Genomic DNA, 20,306 nt, shown 5'->3' on the forward strand with positions numbered 1-20,306 from the left:
GATGTCCGGACGAGAGCACAGGCCCGGACGCAAGCAGGTGTTGCTGCGTCTCGACCCCGCGGTGCACGACGCGCTGCAGCGCTGGGCCAGTGACGAGATGCGTTCGGTGAACGCCCAGGTCGAGGTGGTCCTGCGCGAGGCCCTGCGCCGCAGCGGACGGCTCCCCTCGGGAGTCGGACCGATCCCGAGGCGGGGCCGGCCACCGTCGAGCACTGGGGACGAGCCGCAGTAGGCGCATTCCCCGGCGCCGGCGCGAGGCAGCCGCGGCATCGCCCCGCGCCCCCGGCACGGGCTCCAGGCCAGAGGCGTCCGAACGCCGCCGTGGTTCCCCGCGGCCCCGGCCCCAGCGATCCGGGGAACGCGGCGGCTCGACGGCAGGGCCCCGCAGTACGCCCACCCCGGCTCCAGCGATCCGGGGAACGCGGGCCGAGTTGCTGCACGGAATTCCGGCGCCCCGCCCGGCTCCAGTGGTTCCGGGGCGCGCACCTGACTGGTGCATCCGGGCCGGCTCGTTCCCGACGCGGATCAGGTGCTCAGATCGGCGCGCCAGACGGCCCGGGCCGTCTCGGCGGGCCCGTCGAGCTCGGTGAATCCCGCGTCGACGACGCTCACCGGACGTGGGTTCGCCCGCCACTGGTCCTCGTCGGGCCAGCGCACCTCGACGCGGAAGCCGGCGGCCCGCCACTGTGCGCGGCGGGTCTCGTCCAGGGCCTGGTAGAGCAGTTGCGCGGCATGGGCGCACTGGGCGGCGAGCTTGCCGCTGGTGATCTCCTCGAGCGGAGTCACCTCGATGACGACCGGTGCCGCGCTGCTCGCGCTGGCGTGCTCGGGTGGGAAGGCGGTGCCGCCCATCTGCAGTTTGCTGAGGGCCTTGGGCAGTGGGTGCACCGGGCCGGGCGGGAAGGCCCGCACGCCGGCAGGGCCGAATCCCCCAGGCCCTTCCTGGGTGACGAGCACGCCGGGCAGCGCCTGCACGTCGTCCCAGCGTTTGCCGTCGGCGCGGCGCACGAGTTTGCGGATGCGACCGCCGTCCGCCCAGGTGTGGATGGCCTCGTGCCACGGGCCGCCGGGCGCGGAGCGTTCGTCGTCGAGCAGTCCGACGACGGCCCGGGCTGCGGCCTCGCAGACGTCCACCTCGCGGGCCATGGCGTGCTTGTCACGCAGGACGACGAGCTGCATCGCCCAGGGGACCTCCTTGGTCTGGTCGCCGCTGTGGGCTGTGGCCGGCTCGTCCGTCATGCACCCAGGTTAGGCCGGCCGCCGATGAGCCAGCGGATTCACCGGGCGACCGCTCCGGCCGCTGGTCTCGCACGTGACCGCGTGCCGACCGTCGAGCCGGAGGGCGTCGTGAGGCGACTAAGGTCACGCCACGTGACCGCCATGAGCCTGCTCGTCGTCCTCGCCGCCTCCGTGGTCGCGGGGCTCATCGGCTATCTGACCGGGCTGGCCTCCCTCGTCAGCTACCCGATGCTGCTGGCTGTCGGGCTGCCGCCGGTCTCGGCCAATGTGACGAACACGATCGGCATGGTCTCGGTCGGCCTCGGCTCGACGATCAAGGGCGCCGGCACGTACATGCCCGGCATGAGCCGCCGCCAGGTCCTCGCCCAGGGGTTCATCGCCGGGCTCGGCGGACTCACCGGAGGCTTCCTGCTGCTGATCAGCGGCGACGGGGTCTTCGAGCACATCGTCCCCTTCCTCGTGCTGATGGCCGCTGTCCTGCTGCTGGCCGGCCCGCGCATCAAACGGATCCGGTCCGACGGCACCTGGCCCGTCTGGCTGTACGACGTGCTCCTCTATCTCGTGTGCATCTACGGCGGGTACTTCGGCGCCGGTTCGGGTGTCATCTTCATGGCGTTGACGACGCTGGCCACCTCGCTGAGCTTCGACCAGGCGGTGTGGTTCAAGACGACGCTCATGTCGGTCAGCAACCTGGCGGCGGGGCTCTACTTCGTCTTCAGCGGCGAGGTGAACTGGCCGGTGGCGCTGGCCCTGGCGATCGGTTTCTTCGCGGGGGGCTGGCTGGGGCCCGTCGTCCAGCGGTTCCTTCCCGAGAAGGTGCTGCGATGGGTGATCGGTGTCGGCGGCATCGGGTTGGCCTGCTATCTGTGGTTCTCGGCATGAGGGCCGCCCCTGGACGACGGGCAGGACCGGGGGCCCGCAGGCATGCCGGGTCCTGTGGTTTCAGCGCCTCCGGTGCGCCGGAGAGGACGGCAGCACGTAGCGTTGCGCCGTGACTCTGTTCGCCTTCTCAATGGTGGTCCTGGCCGGTGTCGCCGCCGGAATCGTCGGCTATCTCACCGGGATGGCCTCGCTGGTCAGTTATCCGGCGCTGATCCTGCTGGGCGTTCCCCCGGTCACGGCCAATGCGTCGAACACGGTCGGCCTGCTCGGCTCGGCGCTCGGCTCCGCGGTCAAGGGCGCCCGCACCTTCCTGCCCAGGAGCAATGGACGCAGTGTCGTCGTCCAGTCGGTCGCGGCCGCCGTCGGCGGGCTCGTCGGGGCCGGCCTGCTGTTGGTGGGCGGCGACAGCACCTTCGCCGTCGTCGTGCCCTGGCTCGTCCTGGCCTCGGCGCTCATGATCCTGGCGAGCCCGCGACTGCGTGACCTGCAGCACGGCAACGAGTGGCCGCGCTGGTTCTACGGCCTGGCGATCATGCTGGTGTTCGTCTATGGCGGTTACTTCGGTGCGGGTTCGGCACTCATGTACCTGACGGTCACGATGATCGCCACGAGAGCCGAGCTGAGGACGACCGTCTATCTCAAGACGATCGTCATCGCTGCGGCGAACCTGAGTTCGTCGGTCTGGTTCGTCTGCGCCGGGAGGGTCACCTGGTGGGCGGCCATCGCACTGCTGGTCGGCTCGATGATCGGCGGCTGGTTCGGCCCGGTCATCGCCGCGCGCATCCCGGACCGGGCGCTGCGCTGGATCATCGGCGTCGCCGGCATCGGCCTGGCCTGCTATCTGTGGCGAATGGCCTGAGACCACGCGCGCATCGCCAGGGGCACGTTGGCCGCGAGGCCTGTCCGACCCGCTGATCACCGGGGCAGCGCGGACGAGGCAGCCGGTGCCGTTTACCGTGGGAGTCGTGAGCATCAGGGCGCGGTGGAGCGCTGACGGCCCCGACATGGTCGTCGAGGGCGACAACCTGCCCGTCCTGCGCGGACTGCCGGACGAGTCGTTCCAGGTGATCTACATCGATCCGCCCTTCAACACCGGCGCTGCGCAAAAGCGCCACACCACGTCGATGGTCGCGGCCGAGGACGGCCCCCGTCTGGGGTTCCGAGGCCGTAGCTATGAGACGGTCCGCGGCTCGGTGCTCGGCTATGACGATGCCTTCGAGGACTACTGGGACTTCCTGGAGCCCCGCCTCGAGGAGGCCTGGCGGCTGCTGTCGAGCACCGGCACCCTCTACCTGCACCTGGACTATCGCGAGGCGCACTACGCGAAGGTGCTGCTCGATGCCCTGTTCGGCCGGGGCTGCTTCCTCAACGAGATCATCTGGGCCTATGACTACGGGGGCCGTACCAAGCGGCGCTGGCCACCGAAGCACGACACGATCCTCGTCTACGTGAAGGATCCCAAGACCTACTGGTTCGACTCGTCCGAGGTCGACCGGGAGCCCTACATGGCGCCCTCACTCGTCACGACGGAGAAGGCGGAGCGCGGCAAGCTGCCCACCGACGTGTGGTGGCACACGATCGTCTCGCCGACTGGCAGGGAGAAGACCGGTTACCCCACCCAGAAGCCGGAGGGCGTCCTGCGACGCATCATCACGGCCAGCTCCCGGCCAGGAGACTGGGTGCTCGACTTCTTCGCCGGATCCGGCACGACGGGCGCCGCCGCAGCAGCCCTGGGCAGGCGTTTCCTGCTCATCGACGAGAATCCCGAGGCCATCGCCGTGATGCGCGGCAGGCTGGGCGAGGACGTCAGGTTCGAGCCGACGTCAGCACCGGAATCGACATGACCCTGGTCAGAGATCGCCTTGACCCCGGCGCCATCATCCCCAGTGCACTACTGGTCATGGCGTCACCGGGAGTACCCGGAGCCGGAGAGATGCCTTGCCAGTCTGCCCTTCCGCGCCGGCTTCGAATGGGTGAGGATGTCCCCATGGACACCCACCACTCACCCCGGCTGAGCCGGCGAGCGCTCCTGGTCGGCAGCGGAGGCGCGTCACTCGCGCTCACCGCAGCCTGCTCCCCCAGCGTTCCGGTCGCCGAGGCGAGCCCGTCTGCTGCGGGTACCGCCCAGCTCGACGTCACCGGCCCCGACGGAGGCCTGCTCGACTTCGCGGGGCTGCGTCGCATCCAGTCCAATGGCGCGGGCGAGGACGCCTGGGACGACCAGCTGCTGCATCCCGAGACCCTCGAGGTCCTCGACCACGCGCCCCTCTACGAGGACGCTGAGTCCAGCGCCGCAGTCGACCTGCCGGAGGGCGGGGCCACCCTGTCCCTGTCGTGGCCCACCAGCCACGGCTACTCGGCCCTGCTGGCCGACATCCCCGGCCCCGGTCGCCACAGCCTCGCCGAACTCGCCGCCCGAAGCCTGCACGAGCGCCAGCAGCCCCGCATCGACGCGCTGCCCGCCTCCCCGGAGCGCACCGCCGCGGAGACTCTCAGACAGAAGACCTCGACGGCTCTCGACGCATGTGGGAACGCCACCGGACCGGCCGAGCGCGCAGCGCGCGGGGCCGAGGCCCTGGAAGCCGCCACCGGAGCCCAGCTGATGCTCGACGAGACATGCCTGTCCCTGGCACCCAGCGATGCGCTCATCGGCGTCACGTTCACCCGTCCCCCTGACACCAACCAGCTCACAAGGGCGGCCGGCATCGGCGGCGGGCGCCGACCGGTGGCGGCCCGGATCGTCGTCGAGGACGACTCCGATACGTCCGAAATGGACTCCTGGCGGCGGACGATCTCCGCCCTGCACGCCAGCGGTTCTCTCGCCATGGTGCAGATCTGCGACTCGCAGCTGATGGGTGAACTCGACCAGGACGAGTGGAACCGGCGTGTGTCGGACCTCGTACAGGGCCTGCCCGAGGCCGACGCATGGGAGATCGGCAACGAGCTCGGCGGCTCCTGGCTCGGGGACGACGTGATCGAACGGACCTTGCAGGCGGCCCGCGCCGTGCGCGCGAACCAGTCGACGACCGGCGCCACAACAGTCCTGACCCTCTACCATCAGCTCGGCCAGGACGGGGCGGAGAACTCCGTGCTGAGCTGGGCGCGGAGCAATCTGACGTCCGAACTGCTCGACCTCACCGATGTGCTGGGGTTGTCCGTCTACCCCCAGTGGCATCCGCTCGGTTCGGGGGCCGACCGGGTACTGACGACCCTCGCAGCGGCCTTCCCCGCCCAGCGCGTGGCCCTGACGGAGCTGGGCTACGGCGCCGACGACCTCGACGCGGGCCCCTGGTGGTTCGGCGACGAGCACGACACCGCCGCGGCTCGTACCGCCACCGCGCGACATCTGACGAGCACGGCACTGGGCCGTCCGGAGTGCTGGGGTGCGCCCTTCTGGTGGTACTACCTCGAGGACGAGGAGCCCGGTTCACCGGGCGGGCCGGTCTCCGAGACACTGACCGAGGCGGCGCAGGGCACCAGCCGCTAGAGCCTCGAAACCAGGCCAGTGCCACATGATGAGGCGATCTGGCGGCGAGGCGCAGACAGCCTGGTGCCACACGTGTGGCCCCTGGCTACCGCCGGACCCCGCCCCTCAGACGACCGCGAGAACGATGAGCGCCACGGCGAGCAGCGGCAGCGTACCCTGCTTGAGTGCCGCGCCGCGCTTGTCGGGCGAACTGGCGAACAGCACGATGGCCGCCGCGAGCATGGAGCCGACCCCGGCGAGCATGAGTGCGGCACCGGCCGCACGGACCCCGCAGACGGTCAGCACCACCCCGAGCGCCGCCATGACGGCCAAGAACAGGTTGTAGAAGCCCTGGTTGAAGGCCATCTCGCGGGTGTTCTCGGCCTCCTCCCGGCTCATACCGAAGGTTGCGCGGGAGCGCGCACTCGTCCACGACAGTGACTCCATCCAGAAGATGAGGACGTGCAGCAGCGCCGCGAGCGCAGCGATGACCGATCCGGCGATGAGCATGATGTGTCCTCTCTCGTACGACGCCAGCAGATGGCACCTCCGGCGCCACAACGTGGCACCGCCCCGGATCATTCCCCCGTGAAACCCGTGCCGCCGTTCCTGGATCAGTGAGGGGCACACCCGCAGTACGCGGACGTCGACGGGTCACACCTTGTCGCAGCCGTTTCAGACACGGCTGCAAGACTCCTGTCCCCCATGGCCAGGCCGTCAGCGCCGTGCCGTCCAGAGGGCAACCAGCAGCAAGATAGTTGATGATTCAATGAATTGATCTATGGTGGACAACGCCGGCAGCACACACCGCCGGCGACCCGACACAGACAACGAACGCCACAGGAGCAACCATGACCACGTACACGATCGATACGAGCCATTCCACCCTCGCCTTCTCCGTCCGGCATGCCGGCATCGGCAAGACCCGCGGCCGCTTCAACGACTTCGCCGGCACGATCGAGGTCGCCGACCTGGCCACCCCCGCCGGTTCGACCGTCTCGGCCATGATCAAGGCCGACTCGGTCGACACCTCAAACGAGCAGCGGGACGCCCACCTGCGCTCGGCCGACTTCTTCGACACCGAGACCCACCCGGCATGGACCTTCATCTCCACCGGCGTGAGTGGCGACAACAACGCATTCGTACTGTCCGGCGATCTGACGATCCACGGCGTCACCCGCCCGGTCGAGCTGGACGTCGAGTTCCTCGGCGCCGCCACCGACCCCTTCGGCGCCGAGCGGCTGGGCTTCGAGGCCAGCACCTCCCTCTCGCGCAAGGACTTCGGCCTCACCTGGAACTCCGCGCTCGAGGCCGGTGGCGTTCTCGTGGGAGACAAGGTTCAGGTCACCCTCGAGATCGAGGCCGTCAAGCAGTCCTGAGCCGTCTGCACCACCCCCGCATGATCGGTCGCCCCGCGTTCCATGCGTGACGTTTCGCAAGGAGCGCAGGGTGTTCGAGCAGCCGGTTCGGCAGTCCTGCGTTCTCTGTGCAATGACACACGCACTGCGCAGGATGAACGTCCGGGCCGCTGAGCGAGGGCGCATCGCCCTGCGTTCTCAGCGGCATCGGGCGGTTCTGTTCCAGCGTGTCTGGTCCGGCGCGGCCGGCCCTCAGCGCATTCTTCGGGCGCGCACGACGATGTCGCGCCCATGATGGCTGCCGGCTCCCCCACTGATACGACGCTCGCGTCTCTGGTGCCGTTCGAGCACCCAGTCCGGGCCGATTGCAGCGAGCATCTGTTCGGGCATGACATGGCCAGCGAAGTGCTCGGGGTCGGGCGCGTCGCCGAGGTCGTGGTGAACGAACAGCAGTATCCCGCCCGGCGCGACAAGACTCATGAGAAGACGCTCCGCCGCCTGGTCCTGGGTACGCCGCAGTGCCGGGTACTGGGCCGTGACAAGATCGAAGGTCGCCGGCTCCAGATCGGCGTCGAGCAATCCGGCATGCAGCCACTCGATCTCGGCCCCTGCCTGAGCTGCTGCCTTCAGTGCACGATACAGAGCGACGATCGAGACGTCGAGAGCTGTCACCCGCCAGCCCTGGACGGCCAACCAGATGGCGTCGGCGCCCTCCCCGCATCCGACGTCGAGGGCACGACCGGGTGTCAGCCCTGAGACCTCGTCGACGAGCGCACCATTGGGTTCGCCGCTCCAGATGTGCTCGGAGCGGCTGTAGCGCTCGTCCCATTCCGCCGCGGCGGCGACGTCCGAGGGACCCGAGGACAGAGCACGGTCGTGAGGCATGCGGCGAGTGTAGGCAACCCTTCTTACCTATCCAAGGTATTCGTCGTGGGATGAGAAGCTCATCCGGTCGGCAGGGAGCGGGCTCGCGCCATCGCGTATAGGAAAGCCTTTCGCACAGGGCCTACCCAGGGGACATGCGGTCCGACAACCTCCGGAAGAAGTCCTGAGAGACCGGCCCACGGCAGAGAAGAGCAGAGCCGCCAGGCAAGCCGGTATTCAGACCGATCGGACGTTGAGGAGCTTTGACCTTGTTCTTTGGACACGCCGACTTCGACCCTGTAGGGCTGGGAGAGCGAGATGATCTGGCCATGGCACGGAATCGTAGGCGCCCCTGTCGGCTGGCCTGCGGCTCAGGAGTCTCGCCGCCACGAGACGAGGGCCCCAGCGGCCAGGCAGGCGAGCCAGCCGGCCATGACGAGCAGGTCCCGTGCCGAGATCCGGTTTCCGTCGAGGAGCCCGGCCGCCGCCCCGGTGGGCAGCCAGCCGGCCAGGCGCGGCGCGGCGGTCCGGATGAGGGCCGGTGCGATCCAGACGACGGCCAGGGTGAGGACGGTGCCCCGGACCGTCGACCGGGTCGTCTCGGCGGCGAACCAGGCCAGTGTCGAGACGAGGAGCAGATGGGCGACCGCGCCGAGGGCGTGCCGCGGGTCGGCGCAGCCCAGCGCGAGGGCGAGTGCCGTTCCGGTCGGCGTCGAGAAGCCCAGCACCGTGGCCTCGAGGACGACCGCGCGGGCAGCTGCCCACCGCCGGCGATCGGGCGTCGCCAGCAGGGTGCTGCGGTGCTGGCGGACGTACTCCTGACCGGCGAGACCGGCCCCGCCCACGACGCAGCCGACCAGGGCGAGCGGCATGACTGTGGCCAGGGACGCACTGCCGGCCCCGTTCACCCGGCGCACGGCGGCACCCAGGAGCACGGCCCAGGCGACGGAGGCGGCGAGCAACACCCAGCTCCTGCGCAGCGTGCCGATCTTGCGGACCTCGGTGAACACGGCAGCCATCAGACGTCCCGGCGTCTGTCGAGCACGATCCCCGCGCCGCAGCTGAGGCAGACCCACCCGGTCATCGCCGCCACCGCGGCCCCGATCGGCGGCATGCCGGGTTGCTCGGTGGCGTGGACCACCGCCGGCCCGAGGGCGTCCGGCAGCAGGTACCAGGCCCACGACCAGCGCAGAGCGAGGAGGAAACCGACCGAGACGACCGTCGAACTCGCGACGAGGTAGACCATGGGGATGAGCCCGTTGCGCAGGACCAGCGTCACCCCGGCGCCGAACAGCGAGAGGAACGTCGCATAGAGCACCACCCGCCCGCACAGCTGCCACTGCACAGCGGTCATGGGCGGGGCGTGCGGGCCGAGGACGCGCCGGACGACCACGGTGCTCTCCGCGATGGCCAGGCTCGTCACGACACCGCCGGCGAGGGCGGCCAGCACGTACTTGGCGAGGCAGCGGCGGACCCGCCGGGGCACCGCCAGCTCGCTCGTGGCGGCCTGCCGTCCGCCACCGAGGTCCTCGGGCATGGGCCGGTACTCCTGCCAGAACACCAGGACCCCGAGCGCGGCGGACGCGGCGACGGACAGCAGTGCCTCGCTCACCCCGAGCCCGGCCGGGTCGGGGTCCACATCGTTGCGGACCCCTTCGATCGCCGCCCGGACGCTGCGCGCATTCACCCAGGCCAGGAGCAGGGTGAGCAGCAGGGCGGCGGCCACCGCCCCGACGGCCGGGCGCAGCCCGAGGAGTTTGCGGGCCTCCGTCACGAGAGCCCTCATGCCGGCCGCCCCGTCCCCGTCACCGCGAAGAAGGCCGCCTCGAGGCCGCCGTGGTCCGCGGCGAGGCCTGCCGCCGGGCCCGCGGCCCGGATCCGTCCACAGTCGATGATGACGACGTCGTCGGCGACCTCGGCCAGTTCACTGATGAGGTGGCTGGACATGAGCACCGTGCCGCCGCCGTCCGCGTGGCGGCGGACGAGCCCTCGCAGCCAGCGGATGCCGTCCGGGTCGAGCCCGTTGACCGGCTCGTCGAGGACGAGGACCTCTGGTTCCCCCAGCAGGGCCGCAGCCAGCCCCAATCGCTGGGCCATGCCGAGGCTGAACGCGCCGACCCTGAGCCGCGCCGCGGCGGCCAGGCCGAGCTCGTCGAGGACCTGCCCGACCCGTGAGCGGGCGATGCCGTTGCTCGAGGCGAGCCAGCCGAGATGCCCGGCGGCGGTGCGTCCCGGGTGGGCGCCGGCGCCGCCCAGAGCCGCCCCGACCCTCGTGAGTGGTCGCCGCAGTGACGCATAGGGGACGCCATCGATCGTCGCCGCACCGGATGTGGCCCGGTCGAGGCCCAGCAGGATGCGCAGCGCTGACGACTTGCCGGCGCCGTTGCGTCCGACGAAACCGGTGACCCGGCCCGCCCTGGCCTCGAAGCCGACATCGTCGAGGATCGTTGCCCGGCCCCTGCGCTTCACCACGTGGTCGAAGGTGATCATGCCCCTATGCTCAACGGTCGGGCGCGAGCGCGCATCGGCCCACCGGACTCGGCCCCAGGGCCGATGCGCACCCCGGCGCCGGATCCTAGAATCTCCGTATGGAGAAGCGGGAACGGCCCTGGCGCCGCTGGGCCTTCGCCCTGGGTGCCACCGCCCTCGGCGCGTTCTTCCTCATGGTCACCGGGCTCTCTCTTGACAACGATGCCGGCAGCGTCGTGACCCTGCTCATCGTGGTTGCCGTCGCCGCACTGGGCTGCTGGCTGGCCATGATGGGGCTCGCAGAGCAGCGGAGACACCGCCGTCAGATGATCTCGGCCGCCGCGGCCGAGGCCGTCCTGAAGGACCGGCTGCTCATCGCGGGTCAGCTCCACGACATCATCAGCCACGGGCTGGGGGCCATCACGCTGCGGGCCCGGGTCGGTGCGCGCAGCGACGAGCTGATCGAGGCGCACGCGGCGCTCGGCGATGTCATCGGGCTCAGCCAGCAGGCAACGACCGAACTGCGCCAGGTGCTCACGGTGCTGCGCGAGCCCGGCACGTCCGCTCCCCTGTCGCCGACGGCCGGGATCGCCGAGCTGTCCGAGGTCATCGAGCAGGCCCGGAGCCACGGCGTGGCGCTGCGGGTCAGCGGGCTGGACGCCAGGTGCAGCAGCGCGACCGGGCTCGTCGTCCATCACGTCGTGCGCGAGGCACTGCGGAACATCACCCGGCACGTCGGTCCCACGAGCGCCGAGTGCAGCATCACGCGCAGCGGAAACCGCGTCGTCGTCCGCGTCGAGGACGAGGGCCCCCATCGACCGGTAGCATCTGCCCCCGGCGCCGGCCATGGCCTCGGCCTGCTCCGACAGCGAGTCCAGGTCGTGGGCGGCACGCTGACGCACGGCCCCACCGGGAACGGTTTCGTGGTGGAGGCGAGCATCCCCGACGAGGGGCCGGCCGCATGATCCGTGTCATCGTCGTCGACGACCAGGCGCTCGTCCGGTGCAGCCTGGCCAGCCTCATCGGCGCCGAGCCCGACATCGACGTGGTCGGCGAGGCCGCGGACGGTGAGCAGGCGGTCGCGGTCGCCCTGACGACCCGCCCCGATGTCGTCCTCATGGATCTTCGGATGCCCGGGGTCGACGGCCTGGAGGCCACCCGGCGCATCCTCGCCGAACCGGCCTTGGCGCACACGAGGGTCTGCGTGCTGACCATGTTCGAACTGGACGAGTACGTCTTCGGCGCCCTACGGGCCGGGGCGTCGGGCTTCCTGCTCAAGGACGCCGAGCCCGAGGTGGTCGCCGATGCTGTCCGCAGGATGGCGGGCGGGGAGCAGTTGCTCGCACCGTCGGTGCTGCGGCGCGTCATCGAGCAGTCGCTGACCGCGCGGGCCCCGGTGCGGGAGCTTCCGCAGATCACGGCCCGAGAGCGCGAGGTGCTCGGGCTCATCGGCAGGGGACTCAACAACGCCGAGATCGAGCGTGAACTGTTCATCTCGCGCAGCACGCTGAAGACGCACATCGCGCACCTGCTCACCAAGCTGGACGCGCGCGACCGGCCGCAGCTGGTGATCATCGCCCACGAGGCTGGATGCGTCCCGGACCGGCCGTAGCGTGGCGTGTCGGCCCGGGCCATGTCGGGAACAGCCGGCACCCGGCGGTGGTGCGCCAGGGCACGCGCCGAGCCCCGATGCGACGGACGGGCTTGGCGGCCCCGATGCCGCCTGAGGGACACCGGCTCTGCCCCGGGGCCGGATCGGGCACCGGGAAGCTCCCCACGATCGGTGGGCGGCGGATGGCCCCGCGGGACTGGGTGGGCTCGTTCCCGGCCTGACGACGACCGATGCTCGCTCTGGATAGGATATATGCGAATGGGCACCGCCCCTCTCATGGGCGTCGCGGCGCCCCTGTCACCTGCACGAGGAGAGACCCCATGAGAACCGTCCCCTTCGGAAACACCGGCACCATGGTCCCCAACGTCATCTCGGGCATGATGCGCATCGCGGATGACACCGACGAACAGATCCGTGCCCTGTATGCGGTGGCACGCGAGTCGGGCATCGACTTCTTCGACCACGCCGACCTCTACGGGTTCGACCACCCGGACGGCATCCACCTGTGCGAGCGGCGTTTCGCCCAGGCGCTGCGGCTCAGCCCGTCCGAGCGGGAGCAGATCACCCTGCAGACCAAGACCGGCATCGTCGCCGACCCGTGGGGCTACGACCAGTCCTACGAGCACATCGTCGGCTCGGTCGAGGAGTCGCTGCGGGCGCTCGCCACCGACTACCTCGACGTGCTGCTGCTGCACCGCCCGGACGCGCTCGTCGAGCCTGAGGAGGTCGCCCGGGCCTTCGACCACCTGGAGTCCAGCGGCAAGGTCCGCGCATTCGGGGTGTCCAACCACACCCCGCGCCAGATCGACCTGCTGCGCACGGCGGTGACCCAGCCGATCAGCGTCAACCAGGTGCAGCTGTCGGTCGCGCACGCATCGATCATCACCCAGGGTCTGGCGGCGAACATGACCACCACCGATGACGCGATCACCCGCGACGGCGGCGGCATCGTCGAGTACGCGCGCATCAACCGGATCACCCTGCAGGCGTGGAGTCCGTTCCAGAAGACCACCCGGGACGGCGTCTTCCTCGGCGCGCCCGATCACCCGGAACTGAACGCGGAACTGGACCGGCTCGCCGCCAGGTACGGTGTCACCCCGATGGCCATCGCCACCGCCTGGATCACCCGGCACCCGGCCGGCATCCAGGTCATCCTCGGCACGACGACGCCGCGGCGCGTCACCGACGCGGCAGCCGGCTCCGACATCCCGCTCACCCGCGGCGAGTGGTACGGGCTCATCCGGGCGGCCGGGCACGAGGTGCCGTGAGCAGCCGGCCCGGAGGCGACGCCGGGGCCCGAGTGGTCTCGCTGGACGGATCATCCGGCACAGCAACATGCCTGCGCACGCCGGCAGGGCTGCGCGGAACCCCGGCCCCGCCTCGTCCGTAGCCCGGCCGCCGGGATCACGATGCGGTCCTGGGCCTGTTTCCGGGATGGGGGCGATGATTCCTATACTGATGAGGGCTGATGCCCGTCGTCGGTCATCGGGTCCTGCCCCGGTGCAGGACCCGACACCCCTTCGATCACGACCGCGTTGAGATGAGGACGCAATCATGAAGACCCCCACGAAGACCATCATGGCCCTGACCCTGACCACGGCTCTGGCGCTGAGCCTGGGAGCGTGCAGCGGCCAGTCGAACACCACCGAGAGCTCGTCCCCCGCCGAGACCGCCACGACGAGCAGCGCACCCGAGGTGACGACTGGTGGTGACTTCTCGGCGACGATCGACGGCGAGCCCTTCACCATCGACCAGCCGGTCGTGACGTGCGGCTCGGAGGACGGCATGACCACTGTCCGCACCGCGTCGATGACGTCATCACCCAGCTCCTTCACGGTGACTCTTGACGAGAATGGTCAGGTGGTCATGGTCAATGCCGGCAAGGGGAGCGAATTGGTGCTCTCCTTCATGGATGCCGGTGGCGTGGGCCATGCCGAGGCGACGGTCGACGGCTCGACCTACACCGTCACCGGCGAGGCCCCCGCCGAGGTCGCGACGGACCCATCCGCCCCGCTGCGAAGCTTCGAGATGACCGCCACCTGCGGCTGACCGCATGAACGACTGTTGTTGTGGGTCGTGACGTTGTCGACGTAGACGACATCACGACCCACGACAGCCAGGGTGAGCATTGCCCCGTGCTGGACGATGCGAACCTGTCCACACAACAGATCCCTGCTTGGTACCCGACCCCCACCCGCTCCAACCATGAGGTACCCGATGCGTAGTTCCCGCCGTACGCCTCGATCCCCGCTCCCCTCCCGCCCGGTCTGGCGTGATCACGCCCACTGGATCGGGTACGCGTTGGCCGCAATCGCACTGTGGTTCTTGATGAACCTGGTCATGGCCCCGTGGGTGAGCGCCAAACCCGACGACGGAGGCCGGAACCTGCTCACGCTGGCCGCCCTGCTGCTGCTCCTCATCCTGGTCTGCAAGACGGTGAGTCGGCTGCTTCGCTGCATCTGGCGGTACTGGCGTACGTACCGCTTCGCACACGGGCATCCCACGCGCCGGGAGGCGCAGGCACTGGCGATGATCCGCGGCCATGAGACGGCAGTGGAACACGCGCGTGCCGTCGCCGCAGACCTGGCCACCACGCAGTCCTTCGACCTCGGTCCGGCCTGGGACGTCATCCTCGACCGCGGCGAGCGAATCCTGTTCAACGGGTCAGCGCACTACTCGAGGTTCTACGGGCAGGATGTCACCTACTACGAGTCGAGCAGCTTCTTCTTCGGCTCTCCGCTGTTCGTAGCCGTCGGCCTGGGTGCGACGGCACTGGGCAACCAGGCGCGCCGCAATGCCGCCCTGCGCCAAGCCGCGGCCCAGTGGCGCGAGGCGCAGATCACCAGGTGCCTGGTGACGGATCAGCGCGTTCTCATTCACCATCCTCATGGCCAATGGCTGTCCTTCTGGTTCGGTGGTGTCGTGGGCGTCTACCCCGCTTTGAACGAGGACACCCTGATCCTGGAGTTCAACGACACCTCACCGCTGCGGCTGCAGGGACCGGCGAGTCTGATCGCCTCGGTGAGCGTGATCTGGGCGACCCACGGCGTCGGAGGACTGTTGCAGCATCCGGCGCTGGAGCCACTGCGGGGCCCGGCGGGTTCCATCGATGGGGCCTGAGAACTCGTAAACCCGACGGGTGGCGTGCCGGGCCGTGTTCCGGCCCGCCGGCTCGGGAGACATCGGGAACCGTCCCAGCGGTACACCCCCTGAGGGTCAGGACACCTGCTCACCACAGGCCCTCGACTGCCGCACCCCTCGCAGGTCGAGGGCGCCGACACCCACGACCACGACGCAGCACCCGTTGCGTCCTGCCCACGAGACAGGACCCGGGGCGTTTCACCTCATGGAGACTGCGCTGGACATCCGCACCACATCGGATCAGGTGGAGGCGCGGGCGCCGTCCAGCCGCATGATCTCGTGGGTCTCCTCGGTGCTCAGCGCCCGGCCGACGAGCTCGCCCCCGGATTGCAGCCCCTTGATGGCGATCTCGAGGTAGCGCGGGTAGCCGTCGCCGACGAGATCGGCGATCGCCAGGACGCCGACCTGGATGAAGATGAGGTCGGTGCCGGGAACGCCGACACGCTCACCGATCCTGTTGACCAGTGGGGCGACGCGGTCGCGGCTCGCGTCCAGCGCGACGCGGGAGACGAAGCGGCCGGCGAACATCTGGGCCAGCGCCTTGTCCGAGTACTGCAGGGCGGTCGCCTGCGTGAGATAGGCGCGCAGCCCCTCCCACGGGTCCTCCACCTCCAGCGCTGCCCGAGCAATGGCCTCCAGCTCGTCGACCTGCACGAGGAAGATGGCCTCGAGCAGCTCCTGCTTGTTGCCGAAGTTGCGGTACGCGGTGCCGACGCCGACGCCCGCGGCGTGGGCGACGTCGTTGAGCGTCGCACCGAGGCCACGCCCGCCGAAGACCTCGCGGCCGGCGCGGAGCAGTTTCTCCCGGTTGGCGACGGCATCCTTCCTCATGCCTCCACCATACAAAACGGATTGACTGCATCCGGTTACACTATAGACTTTAACCGGATATCAAATCTCCGTTTGGAGGAGCACTCATGATCACACTCAACAACGGCGTCGAGATGCCGCAGATCGGCTTCGGTGTCTTCCAGACAGAACCGGCGGAGACGAAGAACGCCGTCCTCACCGCACTGGAAGTCGGTTACCGTCACGTCGACACCGCCGCCGGCTACGGCAACGAACGCGAGGTCGGCCAGGCCATCCGCGAGTCGGGCCTGCCGCGCGAGAAGGTCTTCGTCGAGACCAAGATCTGGATCAGCGACTACGGCTTCGAGAAGACCCGGCACGGCTTCGAGAAGTCGAACGACAAGCTGGGGCTCGGGTACATCGACCTACTCATCCTCCACCAGCCGGCCTCCGCCTCCCCCGAGTCGTTCGCGGACACCATCGGGGCCTACCAGGCGCTGGAGAGGCTGCTCGCCGAGGGCAGGGTCCGCGCCATCGGCGTCTCCAACTTCCAGGATCGCGATCTGGACGAGCTGCTGGCCGCCACCGACATCATCCCGGCGGTCAACCAGGTCGAGTACCACCCGTACTTCCATGGCGCCCGGGAGCGCGACGGCATCGTCGTCCAGGCCTGGTCGCCCATCGGCGGCATCACGTTCTACCCGGGCTGGGGCGAGAACCGCACCTCGACGCTCGAGAACCCGGTCCTGGCCCGGATCGCCGCGCAGCACGGCAAGTCCGTCGCGCAGGTCATGCTCCGCTGGCACCTCCAGGAGGGCCGCTCCGCGATCCCGAAGTCGGTCAGGCCCCACCGCATCGCCGAGAACTTCGACATCTTCGACTTCGAGCTGAGCGCCGAGGAGCTCGCGGCGATCGACGCGCTCGACACCGGTACGCGCAACGGCCCCGACCCCTCGACCATGTCCACCAAGAACCCGCTCTTCGAGATCCCGGAGGCCTGAACCATGGAGAACTTCACCCTCAACAACGGCGTCGAGATGCCGGCGATCGGCCTCGGCGTCTTCCAGATGAACGACGAGGAGGTCGAGCGGGCGGTACCCCTCGCCATCGAGCAGGGCTACCGGCTCATCGACACGGCCTCGCGCTACTACAACGAGGAGGCCGTCGGCCGGGCCATCAAGGCCTCGGGCATCGACCGTTCCGAGCTGTTCCTCGTCACCAAGCTGTGGTTCAAGGATCACGGCTACGAGGCCACCAAGCGGGCCTTCCAGGTGTCACTGGACAAGCTGGGCACCGACTACCTGGACCTCTACATCATCCATCAGCCCTTCGGCGACTACTACGGCGCCTACCGCGCCATGGAAGAGCTGCACGCCGAGGGCAGGATCCGGGCCATCGGGGTATCGAACTTCTACACCGACAGGTACCTGGACCTGGTACACCACAACGACGTCGCGCCGGCCGTCAACCAGCGCGAGATCCACCCGTTCAACCAGCAGAAGGAGATCTTCGAGTTCTCGAAGGCCCATGGCACCCTTCTCCAGGCCTGGGGCGCGGTCGGCCAGGGCAACAAGGAGATCCTCGAGAACCCCGTCCTGGTCGACGCCGCGACTGCGCACGGCAAGTCGGTGCAGCAGGTCATTCTCCGCTGGCACGTCCAGCGCGGCGTGGCGGCCGTAGCCAAGTCCACCCACGCGGAACGACTGGCGGCCAACATCGACGTCTTCGACTTCGAGCTGACCGGCGCCGAGATGGCGGCCGTCGCCGGCCTGGACCGTCAGCAGCCCAATGCGGGCTTCGACCACCGCGACCCGCGGATGTTCGAAGCCCTCAAGCAGCTCGACTGAATCGAGCCCCCGACCACAGGGGGAGGCCTCCCCCTGTCCGCCGTCGCACACACCAGGTGACGGTGCCCCTCAACGGCGGCCGCTCGCCGGGACCCGCCGCATCCCCACCGAAGGAGGGGTCTCACCGCCGGGATGGATCGCGGGAACGGCCGCACGGCTCGCTCGTGTCGTCAGAAGAATTCCGGAAGACCGCTGGCCGCCGAGATGCCGCCGTCGACCGGGAGGATCGCCCCGGTGATGAAGCGCGCGTCCGCGGAGGCCAGGAAGGCCACCGCCGCGGCGACGTCCTCGGGCCTGCCGTGCCCCGTGAGCGCCTGGCGATACTCGGAGAGCCGGACCCATTCGCTGACGGGCGGCGTCTGGGCGAACTCGTCGGACACCGTGAGCGCCGGCGCGACGGCGTTGACCCTGATCCCGAACTCGCCGAGCTCGTAGGCGAGGCCGCGCGTGAAGTTGACGACCGCGCCCTTGGCGGCGTTGAAGGCCGAGCCCTTGCGGTCGCCCCCGAGTCCGTTCGTCGCGGCGATGGTGACGATGCTGCCGCGGCTCTCCTTGAGGTACGGCAGGGCGGTCTGCGCCGTCGTGAAGGCACTGCCCGCGTTGACGTCCATGAGATGGTGCCAGTCGTCCTCGGTCAGTTCCTCGAAGGGCCGGGGGATGTTGGTGCCGGCATTGGCGACCAGCACGTCGATCCCGCCGAAGCGCCCGGCAGCAGCATCCATCGCCGTCACGAGGTCGTCCCGGACGGTGACGTCAGCCGTGAGCGCGAGGGTGTGTCGCTCCCCCAGCTCGGCGACGAGTCCGTCGAGGCGGTCGCGGCGGCGGCCCAGGAGCACCACGTTGGCGCCTTCGGCGGAGAACCTCCGGGAGATCCCGCTGCCGATGTTCCCGCCCGCACCGGTAATGACGACGGTCTTGCCGGCGAATCGTTCAAGCGCGTCCACTGATGTCCTCCCTCAGAGCGCCAGTCGCAGGGACTCGGCGAGGGGCCGCAACGGCCGTCCGACGAGACGGGCGAGGTCGTCGGATTCGGTGTGCATCTCGCCGGCGCGGATCGAGGCGTCGGTCCGGACGACGAGACCAGCGCTCGCCCCAGCCCCGGAGGTTTCGAGCTCGGCCGTGTACTCGGCGTCGGTCAGATTGCGGTGGGCGATGGACCGGCCGGCGACCTCGGAGAGCGTCTGCGCGAGTTCGGCGAGGGTGAAGGAAGGACCGCCGAGCTCGTGGATGCGCGGCGCGCCGGCCTCGGGCAGCTCGTCGCAGAGCAGGACCGTGGCGGCTGCCGCGGCGAAGTCGGGGCGGGCCGCGCCGCTGATCCTGCCCTCGCCGGTCGAACCGACCACCTCGCCGGTGGCGAGATAGCCGGGCATGAGGCGGGTGTAGAGCTCGTGGTACCAGGCGTTGCGCAGGATCGTCACCGGAATGCCGCTGGCCGCGAGAAGACCCTCGGTCGCGTAGTGCTCGGGGGCCAGCGGGTTGGTGGTGTGGTCGGCGTTCAGGATCGAGGTGTAGGCGATGTGGCCGACGCCCGCGTCCACAGCCGCGTCGATGACGTTGCGGTGGGCGCTGCTCGCCCCCGGGCCGGAGACCGAGATGAGCAGGAGCCGGTCCACGCCGTCGAGGGCCGCACGCAGCGACGCCGGATCGGCGTAGTCGCCCCGGCGGACCGTGACGCCATGGGCGGCGAAGTCGGCGATCTTGGCGGGGTTGCGAACGATCGCGACGATCTGGTCGGCCGGGGTGCCGCGGGAGAGCAGCTCTTCGACGACGAGTCGTCCCAGGTTGCCGGAGGCGCCGGTGAGTGCGATGGACATGGATCACCTTTCAGGATGGTCTGGGTCAAGGTTCGCTTCACGAGCCGGGTTGCTAGGCAGCAATAAAGCGGACCATTTGTTCCGTTTGAAGACCATAGCACAAACCGAAACAAGTGGTCCACATCCGCTAGGCTGGGTGCATGCCCACGACTCAGGCGTCCCCCACACGCAAGGACGCGGCACGCAACCGCGCACGGCTGCTGGAGGCCGCGCAGCAGTTGTTCACCGCAGGGGGACTCGACATCACCCTGAAGGACGTCGCCCGGCGCGCCGGCGTCGGCGTCGGCACCGTCTACCGGCACTTCCCGACCAAGGACGAGCTCATCAGCGCGCTGTTCGCCGAGCAGCTGGATCGTGAGATCGAGCGGGCGCGCGCCGGGGCCGCGGAGCAGGACGCCTGGAACGGGCTCGTGCACTACCTCGAGGACACCCTGCGCATCCAGGCCTCGAACCGCGGCCTGCGCGCGCTCATGTGCCCGGCCGGCTCGACCAATCCCACCGTGCGCGAGTGCAAGGCGGTGATCAACCCCTACGTCGAGCGCATGGTCGAGGCCGCGCACGAGCAGGGCACCCTCCGCGCCGACTGCACCGCCCTCGACATCGCCTATCTGCAGATCGCGCTCGTGGGGATCATGGACGCGAACCCGGACTCCCCCGAGCTGTACCGGCGTCATCTCGCGTTCTTCCTCGACGGGGTGCGCACCGGCCCGACCCGGGAAGGCAGCGGCACCGAGGCCTGAGCCAAGCCGCCGCGGCGTCACAGCGGGAACGGGCCGACGCAGTGGAGGACGGCGACGGACAGGATCGTCGCCCCGTGGGCGGCGG

General features: G+C 69.7%; 23 protein-coding genes. 14 read left to right on the top strand and 9 right to left on the bottom strand.

Translation table 11 applies throughout. The annotated features are described in order from the left end of the window. Position 1: 1 nt before the first annotated feature. On the top strand, positions 2–232 hold the full coding sequence (locus D9T14_RS00390; RefSeq protein ID WP_119161892.1) for a type II toxin-antitoxin system antitoxin: 231 nt from the start codon (positions 2–4) through the stop codon (positions 230–232). A gap of 293 nt (positions 233–525) precedes the next feature. Here D9T14_RS00390 and D9T14_RS00395 read toward each other — a convergent pair whose 3' ends face one another. After that, positions 526–1,179, bottom strand: a complete 654-nt coding sequence (locus D9T14_RS00395) for an aminoacyl-tRNA hydrolase (RefSeq protein WP_197720686.1) — start codon at positions 1,177–1,179, stop codon at positions 526–528. An 84-nt stretch (positions 1,180–1,263) separates the two neighbouring features. Here D9T14_RS00395 and D9T14_RS00400 point away from each other — a divergent pair, with 84 nt between their 5' ends. The 4 genes from D9T14_RS00400 to D9T14_RS00415 all read left to right on the top strand — a co-directional run bounded on the left by D9T14_RS00400 (position 1,264) and on the right by D9T14_RS00415 (position 5,608). Further along, entirely contained in the window at positions 1,264–2,121 is an 858-nt protein-coding gene (locus D9T14_RS00400; RefSeq protein ID WP_197720641.1) for a sulfite exporter TauE/SafE family protein, read from the top strand. Between the two features lie 109 nt (positions 2,122–2,230). After that, positions 2,231–2,980: a sulfite exporter TauE/SafE family protein gene (locus D9T14_RS00405; protein ID WP_119161894.1), complete on the top strand. Its 750-nt coding sequence runs from the start codon at positions 2,231–2,233 to the stop codon at positions 2,978–2,980. A gap of 106 nt (positions 2,981–3,086) precedes the next feature. Then, entirely contained in the window at positions 3,087–3,965 is an 879-nt protein-coding gene (locus D9T14_RS00410) for a DNA-methyltransferase (RefSeq protein WP_119161895.1), read from the top strand. Between the two features lie 143 nt (positions 3,966–4,108). Continuing rightward, positions 4,109–5,608, top strand: a complete 1,500-nt coding sequence (locus D9T14_RS00415; RefSeq protein WP_119161896.1) for a Tat pathway signal sequence — start codon at positions 4,109–4,111, stop codon at positions 5,606–5,608. Positions 5,609–5,713: 105 nt separating this feature from the next. Here the strand turns inward: D9T14_RS00415 and D9T14_RS00420 are convergent, their stop codons facing one another. Continuing rightward, the gene (locus D9T14_RS00420; RefSeq protein ID WP_119161897.1) at positions 5,714–6,097 is read right to left on the bottom strand and encodes a DUF1304 domain-containing protein; all 384 of its coding nucleotides are present in this window, start codon (positions 6,095–6,097) and stop codon (positions 5,714–5,716) included. Between the two features lie 341 nt (positions 6,098–6,438). Between D9T14_RS00420 and D9T14_RS00425 the strand changes: the two genes are divergently transcribed. Next, positions 6,439–6,966 carry a YceI family protein gene (locus D9T14_RS00425; RefSeq protein ID WP_119161898.1) on the top strand — a complete coding sequence of 176 codons (528 nt, stop codon included), beginning with the start codon at positions 6,439–6,441 and terminating at the stop codon, positions 6,964–6,966. A gap of 231 nt (positions 6,967–7,197) precedes the next feature. Here D9T14_RS00425 and D9T14_RS00430 read toward each other — a convergent pair whose 3' ends face one another. From D9T14_RS00430 to D9T14_RS00445, 4 genes are all read right to left on the bottom strand, one after another. Continuing rightward, positions 7,198–7,830 carry a class I SAM-dependent methyltransferase gene (locus tag D9T14_RS00430; protein WP_119161899.1) on the bottom strand — a complete coding sequence of 211 codons (633 nt, stop codon included), beginning with the start codon at positions 7,828–7,830 and terminating at the stop codon, positions 7,198–7,200. Positions 7,831–8,180: 350 nt separating this feature from the next. Beyond that, positions 8,181–8,828, bottom strand: a complete 648-nt coding sequence (locus D9T14_RS00435; RefSeq protein WP_119161900.1) for a hypothetical protein — start codon at positions 8,826–8,828, stop codon at positions 8,181–8,183. Then, positions 8,828–9,595 (bottom strand): hypothetical protein, encoded by a 768-nt coding sequence (locus tag D9T14_RS00440; RefSeq protein WP_126464184.1) that lies wholly within the window; start codon positions 9,593–9,595, stop codon positions 8,828–8,830. The genes D9T14_RS00435 and D9T14_RS00440 overlap by 1 nt, the downstream gene beginning before the upstream one ends. Then, complete coding sequence (locus tag D9T14_RS00445; RefSeq protein WP_119161902.1) at positions 9,592–10,299, bottom strand: ATP-binding cassette domain-containing protein; 708 nt, start codon at positions 10,297–10,299, stop codon at positions 9,592–9,594. The genes D9T14_RS00440 and D9T14_RS00445 overlap by 4 nt, the downstream gene beginning before the upstream one ends. Positions 10,300–10,397: 98 nt before the next feature. On the opposite strand from D9T14_RS00445, the gene D9T14_RS00450 reads away from it, so the two are divergent. The 5 genes from D9T14_RS00450 (at position 10,398) to D9T14_RS00470 (ending at position 15,010) form a co-directional block, all read left to right on the top strand. Next, positions 10,398–11,243 (top strand): sensor histidine kinase, encoded by an 846-nt coding sequence (locus D9T14_RS00450; RefSeq protein ID WP_119161903.1) that lies wholly within the window; start codon positions 10,398–10,400, stop codon positions 11,241–11,243. Further along, positions 11,240–11,890, top strand: coding sequence for a response regulator (locus D9T14_RS00455; RefSeq protein ID WP_119161904.1), 651 nt, complete (start codon positions 11,240–11,242; stop codon positions 11,888–11,890). The genes D9T14_RS00450 and D9T14_RS00455 overlap by 4 nt, the downstream gene beginning before the upstream one ends. 320 nt (positions 11,891–12,210) lie before the next feature. Continuing rightward, positions 12,211–13,158 carry an aldo/keto reductase gene (locus tag D9T14_RS00460; protein WP_119161905.1) on the top strand — a complete coding sequence of 316 codons (948 nt, stop codon included), beginning with the start codon at positions 12,211–12,213 and terminating at the stop codon, positions 13,156–13,158. A gap of 286 nt (positions 13,159–13,444) precedes the next feature. Next, the gene (locus D9T14_RS00465; RefSeq protein WP_119161906.1) at positions 13,445–13,939 is read left to right on the top strand and encodes a lipoprotein LpqH; all 495 of its coding nucleotides are present in this window, start codon (positions 13,445–13,447) and stop codon (positions 13,937–13,939) included. 252 nt (positions 13,940–14,191) lie between these two features. Further along, on the top strand, positions 14,192–15,010 hold the full coding sequence (locus D9T14_RS00470; protein ID WP_126464183.1) for a hypothetical protein: 819 nt from the start codon (positions 14,192–14,194) through the stop codon (positions 15,008–15,010). Between the two features lie 261 nt (positions 15,011–15,271). On the opposite strand, the gene D9T14_RS00475 is transcribed toward D9T14_RS00470, so the two are convergent. Further along, on the bottom strand, positions 15,272–15,862 hold the full coding sequence (locus D9T14_RS00475; protein WP_119161908.1) for a TetR/AcrR family transcriptional regulator: 591 nt from the start codon (positions 15,860–15,862) through the stop codon (positions 15,272–15,274). A gap of 86 nt (positions 15,863–15,948) precedes the next feature. Here D9T14_RS00475 and D9T14_RS00480 point away from each other — a divergent pair, with 86 nt between their 5' ends. Next, positions 15,949–16,821: an aldo/keto reductase gene (locus tag D9T14_RS00480; protein ID WP_119161909.1), complete on the top strand. Its 873-nt coding sequence runs from the start codon at positions 15,949–15,951 to the stop codon at positions 16,819–16,821. A 3-nt stretch (positions 16,822–16,824) separates the two neighbouring features. Then, positions 16,825–17,667: an aldo/keto reductase gene (locus D9T14_RS00485; protein ID WP_119161910.1), complete on the top strand. Its 843-nt coding sequence runs from the start codon at positions 16,825–16,827 to the stop codon at positions 17,665–17,667. A 170-nt stretch (positions 17,668–17,837) separates the two neighbouring features. Here D9T14_RS00485 and D9T14_RS00490 read toward each other — a convergent pair whose 3' ends face one another. Continuing rightward, the gene (locus tag D9T14_RS00490) at positions 17,838–18,611 is read right to left on the bottom strand and encodes an SDR family NAD(P)-dependent oxidoreductase (protein WP_119161911.1); all 774 of its coding nucleotides are present in this window, start codon (positions 18,609–18,611) and stop codon (positions 17,838–17,840) included. A gap of 12 nt (positions 18,612–18,623) precedes the next feature. Then, positions 18,624–19,481, bottom strand: coding sequence for an SDR family oxidoreductase (locus tag D9T14_RS00495; protein ID WP_119161912.1), 858 nt, complete (start codon positions 19,479–19,481; stop codon positions 18,624–18,626). A 140-nt stretch (positions 19,482–19,621) separates the two neighbouring features. On the opposite strand from D9T14_RS00495, the gene D9T14_RS00500 reads away from it, so the two are divergent. Beyond that, positions 19,622–20,221 carry a TetR/AcrR family transcriptional regulator gene (locus D9T14_RS00500; protein ID WP_119161913.1) on the top strand — a complete coding sequence of 200 codons (600 nt, stop codon included), beginning with the start codon at positions 19,622–19,624 and terminating at the stop codon, positions 20,219–20,221. The last annotated feature ends 85 nt before the right edge of the window (positions 20,222–20,306 follow it).

The sequence above is a fragment of the Propionibacterium australiense genome (genome assembly GCF_003666605.1).
In the GTDB taxonomy this organism is placed as follows: domain Bacteria; phylum Actinomycetota; class Actinomycetes; order Propionibacteriales; family Propionibacteriaceae; genus Propionibacterium; species Propionibacterium australiense.